The organism is Zoogloea sp. LCSB751, assembly GCF_002028455.1.
In the GTDB taxonomy this organism is placed as follows: domain Bacteria; phylum Pseudomonadota; class Gammaproteobacteria; order Burkholderiales; family Rhodocyclaceae; genus Zoogloea.
In genome coordinates this window covers 1-238 of record NZ_MWUM01000589.1, presented here as the reverse complement: position 1 = coordinate 238, position 238 = coordinate 1, and the positions used below count along the sequence as shown (strand labels likewise).

At 42.0% G+C, this 238-nt stretch carries 1 protein-coding gene; it reads left to right on the top strand.

The window, feature by feature from the left end:
* On the top strand, positions 1-238 hold a 238-nt coding region (locus B4920_RS27825; RefSeq protein ID WP_216820139.1), incomplete at both ends, for a hypothetical protein.

Genomic DNA, 238 nt, shown 5'->3' with positions numbered 1-238 from the left:
TGTTACAAGCCCTGTCAGCCCCAAACAACAAGGTGCTTATGCTGAATACATCAAGCAAAAAATTGAGCTCAACCAGCAAAATATTCAGCGCCTGCAACTCAGCCGCTATCAGAGCAAAGCGTTTAAAGAGCTACAACAGCTTGAAATTCATGCGCTAGAGCAATGGAATACATTATTTCAGACGCATATTGTAGATGCCTTCGTTGAACAACAACATTTCACTGAAATTCCAGCCGAA